Source organism: uncultured Nocardioides sp., from assembly GCF_902805925.1.
Classification (GTDB): domain Bacteria; phylum Actinomycetota; class Actinomycetes; order Propionibacteriales; family Nocardioidaceae; genus Nocardioides.
This window is the reverse complement of the sequence record NZ_CADCUP010000069.1, coordinates 1-9,712: the sequence shown is the minus strand read 5'-3', so window position 1 is coordinate 9,712 and position 9,712 is coordinate 1. Positions and strand designations below refer to the sequence as shown.

The 9,712-nt window shown below is 73.0% G+C and carries 7 protein-coding genes and 1 tRNA gene; 1 reads left to right on the top strand and 7 read right to left on the bottom strand.

What is annotated here, in order from left to right:
* On the bottom strand, positions 1-694 hold a 694-nt coding region (locus QZX64_RS04830), incomplete at its 3' end, for a hypothetical protein (protein WP_295657433.1).
* Positions 695-1,307: 613 nt separating this feature from the next.
* Between QZX64_RS04830 and QZX64_RS04825 the strand changes: the two genes are divergently transcribed.
* A complete protein-coding gene (locus QZX64_RS04825) occupies positions 1,308-2,069 on the top strand; it encodes a PIG-L deacetylase family protein (protein ID WP_295657431.1) in 762 nt (253 codons plus the stop codon).
* Between the two features lie 66 nt (positions 2,070-2,135).
* Here the strand turns inward: QZX64_RS04825 and QZX64_RS04820 are convergent.
* The 6 genes from QZX64_RS04820 to QZX64_RS04795 form a co-directional block, all read right to left on the bottom strand.
* Positions 2,136-2,211: transfer RNA gene (locus QZX64_RS04820), tRNA-Thr, on the bottom strand.
* Positions 2,212-2,292: 81 nt separating this feature from the next.
* Entirely contained in the window at positions 2,293-3,864 is a 1,572-nt protein-coding gene (locus QZX64_RS04815; protein ID WP_295657430.1) for an alpha/beta hydrolase, read from the bottom strand.
* Positions 3,861-5,021: a DNA polymerase III subunit delta' gene (locus tag QZX64_RS04810; protein WP_295657429.1), complete on the bottom strand. Its 1,161-nt coding sequence runs from the start codon at positions 5,019-5,021 to the stop codon at positions 3,861-3,863. Before QZX64_RS04810 ends, QZX64_RS04815 begins: the two co-directional genes overlap by 4 nt.
* Entirely contained in the window at positions 5,018-5,665 is a 648-nt protein-coding gene (tmk, locus tag QZX64_RS04805) for a dTMP kinase (RefSeq protein ID WP_295657427.1), read from the bottom strand. Before tmk ends, QZX64_RS04810 begins: the two co-directional genes overlap by 4 nt.
* A gap of 100 nt (positions 5,666-5,765) precedes the next feature.
* Entirely contained in the window at positions 5,766-8,477 is a 2,712-nt protein-coding gene (topA, locus tag QZX64_RS04800; protein WP_295657425.1) for a type I DNA topoisomerase, read from the bottom strand.
* A 110-nt stretch (positions 8,478-8,587) separates the two neighbouring features.
* On the bottom strand, positions 8,588-9,643 hold the full coding sequence (locus tag QZX64_RS04795; protein ID WP_295657423.1) for an S-adenosylmethionine:tRNA ribosyltransferase-isomerase: 1,056 nt from the start codon (positions 9,641-9,643) through the stop codon (positions 8,588-8,590).
* Positions 9,644-9,712 lie beyond the last annotated feature (69 nt).

Genomic DNA, 9,712 nt, shown 5'->3' with positions numbered 1-9,712 from the left:
CGGCACTGGCCCGGCAGCCCAGGTGCGTGGTCTGCTCGATGTGGACCGAGGTGCCGCTGGCGGTCGGGACGTCGTTGCGCCGGCCGGGTGAGTACTCCAGCAGGTCGATCTCGCCGACGTCGCTCCAGCCGCCGACCTCGTCGCAGTAGGCGCTGCTGCCTCCGAAGTTCTTGGTCCACATGGCGAACCGGGAGCCGTCCACGCCGTTCTGCGGCATCCGCGCCGAGACCCGCATCTCGAAGTCGATCCCCGGCGGGACGGCGTAGGAGAGTGCCGTCCGCCCCGCTGAGTAGGCCGGCGTCCAGCCGGCGGCGCGGCAGTCGGCCTCCGGCCGCTCGTCGCCGTTCGTGGGCAGCACGCGCGCCTCCCCCGGGGCGAGGCAGTGTCGTCGGGCGGAGACCGCCAGCACGCCGTCCGACGCGGTGACGTTCTCCGGGACGAACTGGGCCTGCGACTTGCCGGCCGGGTCCGCCGAGGCGATGTCGTCGGTGATCAGCCAGGCGGCCGGGTCGAGCCCGTCCTCGAAGTCGTCGAAGAACAGGACCGAGCCCGCGCGGTCGGGTCCGTCGGCCCGGACCGGGATCGCGAGCGACGGGGGCGCCGCTGCCGTGATCGCCGAGGCGACGACCAGGCACGCCGCCAGCAGTCGCGGTGCGGTGCACCGCGCCCCTCTGAGCAGGGTCGACCTGCGCACGCGAACCGAAGGCACTTCCCACCCATCCTGCACGGCACCGCTTCTCGCGAAGTCGGTGAAGAGAACGTGACCACCACGGGCTCACGGCGGGGTCAGTGTAGTGGCTCCGCCGAGCACGCCGCGGCCCGTCCCCGGCTCGGCTGCCGACCCCGTCCCTGCGGACGACGAAGGCCTCCAGCGTCTCGTCCGCACCGGCGCCTCCCTGCATCCGGACCTCCAGGCCTCCAGGCGTTGCGCCGTTCCAGCTCGTCCAGGCCCTCCACCGCGGCTCGCCCGGAGTGCGGGGTCCCGACCACTCCGGGCAGAGCGCGCCGGTCGAGGCTCCGAGGACCACCGCGACCGTGAATGCCGAGACAGACATCAGGACGAGACCCGCGGCGACGCCGGTGACCAGCAGCGGGGCCCAGACGAGGAGGACCGGTTCAGGCTGCGTCGCACCTGCTCGGTGAGCTCGTAGGTGGGCCAGGTGCTGAGCGAGAGCAGACCCGAGACCGCGTCGGAGGTCGCGGTCTGGGAACTCCCGCTCGGCGATGGGCATGGTGCATGTCGACATGGTGTCCTCGGCAGTGTCAAAGTCCTCTCAGCTCCTGCACGGCAGGTCGAGGAGGTCACCATGAGTGCACGCGCCACCCGCCTGATGCTGGTCGTGGCCCACCCCGACGACGAGACGTTCGGCTGTGGGTCCCTGCTGCTCCACGCGGCCGCACGTGGCGCGGTGACGGCCGTGTGCTGTGCGACGCGCGGCGAGGCGGGGACCGCGGCCGACCCGACGGCGGACCTCGGATCCGTCCGCGAGCAGGAGCTTCACGACGCGGCCCGCGTCCTCGGTGTCTCCGAGGTCTCGCTGCTCGACTTCGCCGACTCGGACATGACCGGGGAGCCGCCGGCCGGCTCCCTCGTGGCTGCCCCGTTCGAGGACGTCGTGGCCTCCGTGTCGCACTCGATCCGGGCATTCGCGCCGGACGTGCTGGTGACGCTCGACGCCAGTGACGGCCACCGCGACCACGCCAGGATCCGGGACGCGGCCCTGGCGGCGGCGGAGCGATGTGAGGTCCCCGCGGCCTATCTCGCGTGCCTCCCCCGATCACTGATGCACCGCTGGGTGGACCGGATGCGCTCGGAGCGGCCGGACGTCGCGCACCTCGACCCCGAGATCGCGGCCATCGGCACGCCCGACGAGCACATCACCACCCGCATCGAGGCGACGGAGCACCTCGCGCGACGGGAACGAGCGATCGCCGTCCATGCCTCGCAGACCTCGCCCTTCGAAGGGCTTCCCCCGGACCTCAGGACGGCGTTCCTCGACACCGTGCACCTCCAGCGCGTGGTGCCGCCCTGGCCGGGCGGCCCACAGGAGAGCGACCTGCCTCTCTGAGTCCCGCCGAGCCACCCGGACCGCGGAGGCCCCCGACCCGCGTCGCTGCAGGTCAGGGGACTTCGATGGAGCCGCCTGTCAGAATCGAACTGACGACCTAGTCATTACGAGTGACTCGCTCTACCGACTGAGCTAAGGCGGCGTGCTGGCGGGTCCGCGAGGGCTCCCGGGCAACGCGGAGAACTATACGGACACCCGCGACGAGCGGCGAAACCGGCAGGCCTCAGCAGGAGAGGCCGTCGTCGGGGACGACGTCGTCGACGAGGTAGCCCTCGACCGCCTCGTCCACGCAGGCGTTCCCGGCGTTGTAGCCCGTGTGCCCGTCGCCGTCCCTGCTGACCAGCACGCCGGACTCGAGCTGGCCCGCGAGCGCCTCGGCCCACTCGTACGGCGTGGCGGGGTCGCGGGTGGTGCCGACGACCACGATCGGGGCGGCCCCCTCCGCGGCGATGTCGGGCGCGGGCTCGCTGCGCTCGACCTCCAGGCCGCCGCAGCCGATCAGGCCCCAGGCGAAGATCCGGCCGAAGGTGGGCGAGGCCTCCTCGAAGGCGGCGTACTCGTCCGGCACCTCGGACGGCTCGATGGCGAAGGGGTCGTCGAGGCAGTTGATGGCGTAGATCGCCTCGGCGCTGTTGTCGGTGTAGCCCTCGGGGCCGCGGGAGGCGTAGAGGTCGGACAGCTCCATCAGCGCCGCGCCGTCGCCGTCCTGCGCCGAGCGCAGCGCAGCGGAGAGGAGGAACCAGTAGTCGCGGTTGTAGAGCGGCGTGACGATGCCGTAGAACGCCTTGCCGACGGTCAGCTCGCGGTCGGAGCCGGTCGGCAGCGGCCGGGCGTCGATGGACTCGACCAGCTCGGTGATGGTCGCCAGACCCTGCTCCACGTCGTCGCCGAGGAAGCAGGAGTCGGTGGAGTCGATGCAGTTCTCCACGTAGGCCCGCAGCGCCCGCTCGAAGCCGGCGGCCTGGTCGAGGCTCAGCCGGCGGCTGCCGAGCGAGACGTCGACGGCGCCGTCGAGCACGAGGTGCCCCACCCGGTCGGGGAAGAGCTCGGCGTACGTCGCCCCTAGCTTGGTGCCGTAGGACGCACCGAAGTAGTCGAGCTGCTCCTCGCCGAGGGCCGACCGCAGCACGTCCATGTCTCGGGCGGCCTCGACGGTCGTCACGTGCGCCACCAGGCGGCCGGAGCGCTGCGCGCAGCCGGCGCCGAACCGCTCGACCCAGCCGACGACCTCGCGCTCCTCCGCGGGGTCGTCGGGCACCGGGTCGGTGGCGAGGTAGGCGTCGAGCTCCTCGTCGGTCAGGCAGTCCACCGGAGCGCTCTGCCCCGTGCCGCGCGGATCGAAGCCGACCACGTCGAAGTGGTCGGTGATCCGCTGGCGGAAGACTCGGTCGGCCGCCGCGGCGTACGACGTGCCGGGGGCGCCGGGGCCGCCGGGGTTGACCACGAGCGAGCCGACGCGCTGCTCCGGCCGGGCGGCCGGCACCTTGAGCAGGGCGATCTCGACGGTGTCGCCGGTCGGCTCGGCGTAGTCGACCGGCACGGTCAGCCGCGAGCACTGGAGGCCGCCCTCGCAGGACTCCCAGGACAGCTCCTGGCCGTAGAGGTCGGCGAGCGCCGGATCGGGCGGCGTGGTGGCCGACTCCGGCGCCTCGCCGCCGTCGGTGCGCACCGCGCGCTGGGGCGGCGGCGCGCTGCCGGTGTCGTCCTCGCCTGCGGACAGGAAGACGACGAGCCCGGTCAGGACCGCTCCCAGGACCAGGGCCAGCACGAGCAGCAGCGCGACGAGTCGCTTCATCGGGACGGACCTCCAGACGGCCTCTCCGTCAGCCGGAGGGCCACCATCATCGACTCCAGCGCGATCGCCGGCGGGACGTTGAACTCCAGCATCTGCTCACGCGCGGTGAAGATCGCCTCGATGCGCTGGAGGTGCTGCTCGGCGCTCGAGCGGCGGGCGATCGAGGCGACGTCGCCGCGGATCTCCTCGTTGACCAGGTGGCCGCGGGCGCCGGTGGAGACCGAGATCGCGTCACGGTAGACCGAGGCGAGGTCCATCAGGCTGCGGTCGACGACGTCGAGGACGCGACGCTTCGCCCGGGTCTTCTGGCCCTTCTCCAGCGCGGTGAGGGCGGGGGCGTACTCGCGCGGGCGCCGGCCGCGCTCCTGCACGCCGTACGCCGAGTCGAGGTCCCGCTTCTCGCGCGCGTCGAGCTCGGAGGTGATCGCCTCGGCCTCCTGCTTGGCCAGGTCCACGAGGTTGGCCGCGGCGGTCATGGCGGCGCCCAGCGACGTGAGGGCGACCGGGATGCGGACCACCTCCGCGCGCCGGTTGCGGGTGTCCTCGTCGCGGGCCAGCGCCTTGGCCCGACCGATGTGGCCCTGGCTGGCGCGGGCGGCGTGCGCCGCGAGAGCCGGCGGCACGTCGGCCGTGCGCTCGAGGAACGCCGCCACGTCGATCGCTGCGGGCGTGGTCAGCGTGACCAGCCGGCAGCGTGAGCGGATGGTGGGCAGGACATCCTCGACGGTGGGGGCGCAGAGCAGCCAGATCGTGCGCTGGTTGGGCTCCTCGACCGCCTTCAGCAGGGCGTTCGCGGCCTGGTCGGTGAGGCGGTCGGAGTCCTCGACGACGAGCACCTGCCAGCGGCGTCCGTTGGGCGAGAGCGCGGAGCGCCTGACCAGCTCGCGGACCTCGTCGACGCCGAGGGAGAGCTTCTCGGTGCGGACCACGGTGATGTCGGCGTGGGAGCCGGTCATCGCGGTGTGGCACGAGTGGCACTCCCCGCAGCCTCCCTGCTCGCACTGCAGGGCCGCCGCGAAGGCGATCGCGGCGTTGGAGCGCCCCGATCCCGGTGGGCCGGTGAAGAGCCAGGCATGGGTCATGCCGTCGCCGCGGGCCGCGCGGGACAGGGTCTCGATGACCGGCCGCTGGCCCACCAGGTCGTCCCAGACGGTCACGGGCGCAGCCCCACCAGCGCGGCCACCCGCTCGCGGACCGCCTCGGCCAGCAGCTCCACCGGCTGCCGGGCGTCGAGCACGGCGTAGTGGTCGGGGTCGGCCGCCGCGAGGTCCAGGAAGCCCTGGCGGGCGCGCTGGTGGAACGCCACCGACTCGGCCTCGATGCGGTCGCGCCCCTCGAACCGGCCCAGCCCGTGCTCCGGCTCCAGGTCGAGGACGACGGTGAGGTCGGGCCGCAGGTCGCCGGTGGCCCAGCGCAGGACGTGCTCGAGCTCGGCCGCGTCGATGCCGCGGCCGGTGCCCTGGTAGGCCAGCGAGGTGTCGACGTAGCGGTCGCTGATGACGACGGCGCCCGTGGCCAGCGCGGGGCGGACCACCTTCTCGATGTGCTCGGCCTTGTCGGCGGCGTACAGCAGGGCCTCGGTGCGGTCGGCGAGGTGGCCGGTGGCGGGGTCGAGCACGATGCGGCGGATGTCCTGGCCGATCGGGGTGTCGCCCGGCTCGAAGGTGAGCAGCACCGGGTGCGTCTGCTCGCGCAGCCACTCGGCGAGCAGCCGGGCCTGCGTCGACTTGCCCGCGCCCTCGCCGCCCTCGAAGCACACGAACACCCCGGTGTCGGTGTGCTGGCCGGGATAGGTGGTCACGCGCACACCCTACGGTCGCCCTCCGACGGCCCCGACGATGCGCCCGCGGTGCTGTCACGCGGGACCAGGCACCGGTGCCATCGGCGCCTGCCTCGTCGACTCAGGCCTTCTTCGCCGCAGCCTTCTTGGTGGTGGCCTTCTTGGTGGTGGCCTTCTTGGCGGTCGTCCTCTTCGCCGCCGTCTTCTTGGCCGGCGCCTTCTTCGCACCCCGCTTGGCCGTCTTCTTGGCCGGGCCCTTCTCGCGGCGCTCGGCGAGCAGCTCGGCGGCACGCTCGAGGGTGATGGCGTCCACCGTGTCGTCCTTGCGGAGGGTGGCGTTGTACTCGCCGTCGGTGACGTACTCGCCGAAGCGGCCCGCCTTGACCACGACGGGCTGGCCGGAGACCGGGTCGTTGCCGAGCTCCTTGAGCGGCGCGGTCGCGGCGCCGCGCCCGCGCTGCTTGGGCTGGGCGTAGACCGCCAGCGCCTCCTCGAGGGTGATGGTGAGCAGCTGCTCCTCGGAGGCGATGGTGCGGGAGTCGGTGCCCTTCTTCAGGTACGGCCCGTAGCGGCCGTTCTGCGCGGTGATCTCCTCGCCGTCCTCGCCGACGCCGACCACCCGGGGCAGCGAGAGCAGCTGCACCGCCTGGTCGAGGGTGACCGAGTCGAGCGACATCGACTTGAAGAGCGAGCCGGTGCGGGGCCGAGCGGACTTCGGCGCGTCCTCGGGCAGGACCTCGGTGACGTAGGGGCCGTAGCGGCCGTTCTTCGCCACGACCTGGAGCCCGGTCTCGGGGTGCGCACCGAGCACGGTCTCCTCGCCGGCCGGGTTGGCCAGCAGCTCGAGCGCCTTGGCGGTCGTCAGCTCGTCGGGCGGCAGGTCGTCGGGCACGTTGGCGCGCTTGCCGGCCGGGTTGCCGTCGTCGTCGGGGCCCTCGAGGTAGGGGCCGTAGCGGCCCACGCGCAGGTCGATGCCGTCGGCGGGGTCGCCGATCGGGAACGTCGCCAGCTCGCGCGCGTCGATCTCGCCGAGGCCGGTGACCAGCGGGTGCAGCCCGTCGACCTCCTCGGAGCCGTAGTAGAACTCGCCGAGCTCGGTGGCCCGGTCGCGACGGCCGTGCGCGATCTCGTCGAGCACGTCCTCCATGTCGGCGGTGAACTCGTAGGAGATGTGGCGCGGGAAGTGCTCCTCGAGCAGCCGGATCACCGAGAACGCGATCCAGGCCGGCACCAGCGCCGTGCCCTTCTTGTAGACGTAGCCGCGGTCGATGATGGTCTTGATGATCGAGGCGTACGTCGAGGGCCGGCCGATCTCGCGGTCCTCGAGCTCCTTGATCAGCGTGGCCTCGGTGTAGCGCGCCGGCGGCTTGGTCTCGTGGCCGGCGGCGGCCAGCGAGGCCGCGGAGACCGCCGCACCCTCGACCAGCTGGGGCAGCCGGGTCTCGGTGTCGTCGCTGTCCTTGGCGTCGTCGCGGCCCTCGACGTAGGCCTTGAGGAACCCGTGGAAGGTGATCACGCGGCCCGACGCGGAGAAGACGACGTCCTCGCCGGTGGCGGCGGTGCCGCCGATGCGCACCGAGACGCTCTGGCCGACGGCGTCCTTCATCTGGGAGGCGACGGTGCGCATCCAGATCAGCTCGTAGAGCCGGAACTGCTCCCCCGTCAGCCCGGTCTGCGCAGGGGTGCGGAACGTGTCGCCGGCCGGGCGGATCGCCTCGTGCGCCTCCTGCGCGTTCTTCACCTTGGAGGTGTGCACGCGGGGGCTGTCGGGGAGGTACTCCGCGCCGTACAGCTCGCGCACCTGGTCGCGCGCCGCCCCGACCGCCGCCGTGGACAGCGTCGTGGAGTCGGTGCGCATGTAGGTGATGAAGCCGTTCTCGTAGAGCCGCTGGGCGACCGACATGGCCACCGAGGCGGTCATGCCGAGCTTGCGGCCGGCCTCCTGCTGGAGGGTGGTGGTGCGGAACGGGGCGTACGGCGAGCGCTTGTAGGGCTTGGACTCGACCGAGCGGACCTCGTAGGAGCTGTCCTGCAGGCCGGAGACCAGCGCCTCGGCGCGGGCGCGGTCGAGGTGCACGACCTCCTTCTTGCCCGTGAGCGTGCCGTCCTGGCCGAAGTCGGAGCCACGGGCCACGCGGGAGCCGTCGACGGAGTGCAGCTTGGCGGGGAACATCCGCTGGTCGTGGCCGGAGCCGGCGTCGAAGGTGCCCTCGATGTCCCAGTAGGAGGCGACCTTGAACCTCATCCGGGTGCGCTCGCGGTCGACCACGAGGCGGGTGGCCACCGACTGCACGCGGCCGGCCGAGAGGCCGGACATGACCTTCTTCCACAGCACCGGCGAGACCTCGTAGCCGTAGAGGCGGTCCAGGATGCGGCGGGCCTCCTGGGCCTCGACGAGGTCGTCGTTGATCTGGCGGGGGTTGGCGACCGCGGCGAGGATCGCCGGCTTGGTGATCTCGTGGAAGACCATGCGGTGCACCGGGATGCCCTTGGGCTTGAGCTCGTCGAGCAGGTGCCACGCGATCGCCTCGCCCTCACGGTCCTCGTCGGTGGCGAGGTAGAGCTCGTCGGCGTCCTTGAGCAGCGACTTCAGCTTGGTGATGTGCGACTTCTTGTCGCGCGGGACGACGTAGTGGGGCTGGAAGCCGTTGTCGACGTCGACCGCGAGGCGCCCCCACGGCTTGTCCTTGATCTTGGCCGGGGTGTCGGCAGCGCTCTGCGGCAGGTCGCGGATGTGACCGATCGACGACTCGACGACGTAGTCGGAGCCGAGGTACCCGCCGATGGTCCTGGCCTTGGCCGGGGACTCGACGATCACCAACTTGTGTGCCACGTGTGTTCCTTGCTGCTCGCGGTGCCCGGCGATGAGGAGTGTCGCACCGCCTCGGCGGAACACGGTAGCGCGTGGTCTCACCATTTCCGTCCGTGGCGGCCCCACCGCCCTCAGGGGAGGAGCAGCGCGGAGTCGCCGAACTCGTGCCACAGGTAGGACCCCGCGACGGCCGCGTCGTACGCCGCCTGGGTCAGTGCCGGGCCCGCGACCGACTCCACCAGCAGCAGGTGCGAGGCCTGCGGGTCGTGCCAGCCGGTGACGAGGCCGTCGACCACCCGCGGCGGGTCGGTCGGGGTGACGACGCGCTCGGTCCACCCGCGGGCGGGGCCGATGCGGCCCTCCCCGTCGACCGCCGACTCCAGCGCCCGGGTCACCGTCGTGCCCACGGCGACCACCCGCCCGCCCGCCGCCCGCGTGGAGGCGACGAGCCGGGCCGTGGCGGCCGGCACGTCGAACCACTCCGGCGCGGGGCCCTCGCCGGCCTCCTGCGACGACACGCCCGTGTGCAGGGTGAGGGGCGCGACGCCGATCCCGCGGGCGATGAGCCGGGTGAGGAGCGCGTGGGTGAACGGGCGTCCGGCCGAGGCCATCTCGGCGCTGCCGGGCACCGAGGCGAACACCGACTGGTAGGCCGAGAGCGGGTAGCGCCGGTCGAGGTAGCCGTAGGCGATCGCCCGGCCCTGCCGGTCCAGGTGCCTCCTCAGGTCGCCGGAGGGCAGGGCCCGCCAGAGGCGGTTGCCGGTGCCGGTGGGCGAGGAGCCCTCGTGCGGGTACGCCGCGAGCAGCTCCACGCCCACGGCGCCGGTCTGCACGCGGTCACCGGGACGCGCGTCGAGGATCGCGCGCGCCGCGTCGGGCGCCGTGCGCAGCTCCACGACCCAGGTGCCGTCGTCGAGGCGGGTGGCGGCGTGCAGCACCACCGGGTCGCCGTGGAGGGTGCCGTCGACCTGGCCGCGCACGGGGGCGGAGTTGTTGACGACCACCAGGTCGCCGGGCTCGAGGTGGCGCGGGAGGTCGCGGAAGCGGGCGTGCGTGGTGCCGTCGGGGGTGGCGACGAGCAGCCGCACGCGGTCGCGCGCCAGGCCGCGCCTCTCCGGAGGGGCCGCTGCGGTGGCGTCGGCCGGGGCGGCGAAGCGGGTCGTCGGGTGCTCGGTGAGGACGCTCACCTCAGGCCACCTCCACCGGCACGGCCACGTCGGCGGCGACGTACCGGCCCGAGGCCGGCCGCTGCCCCA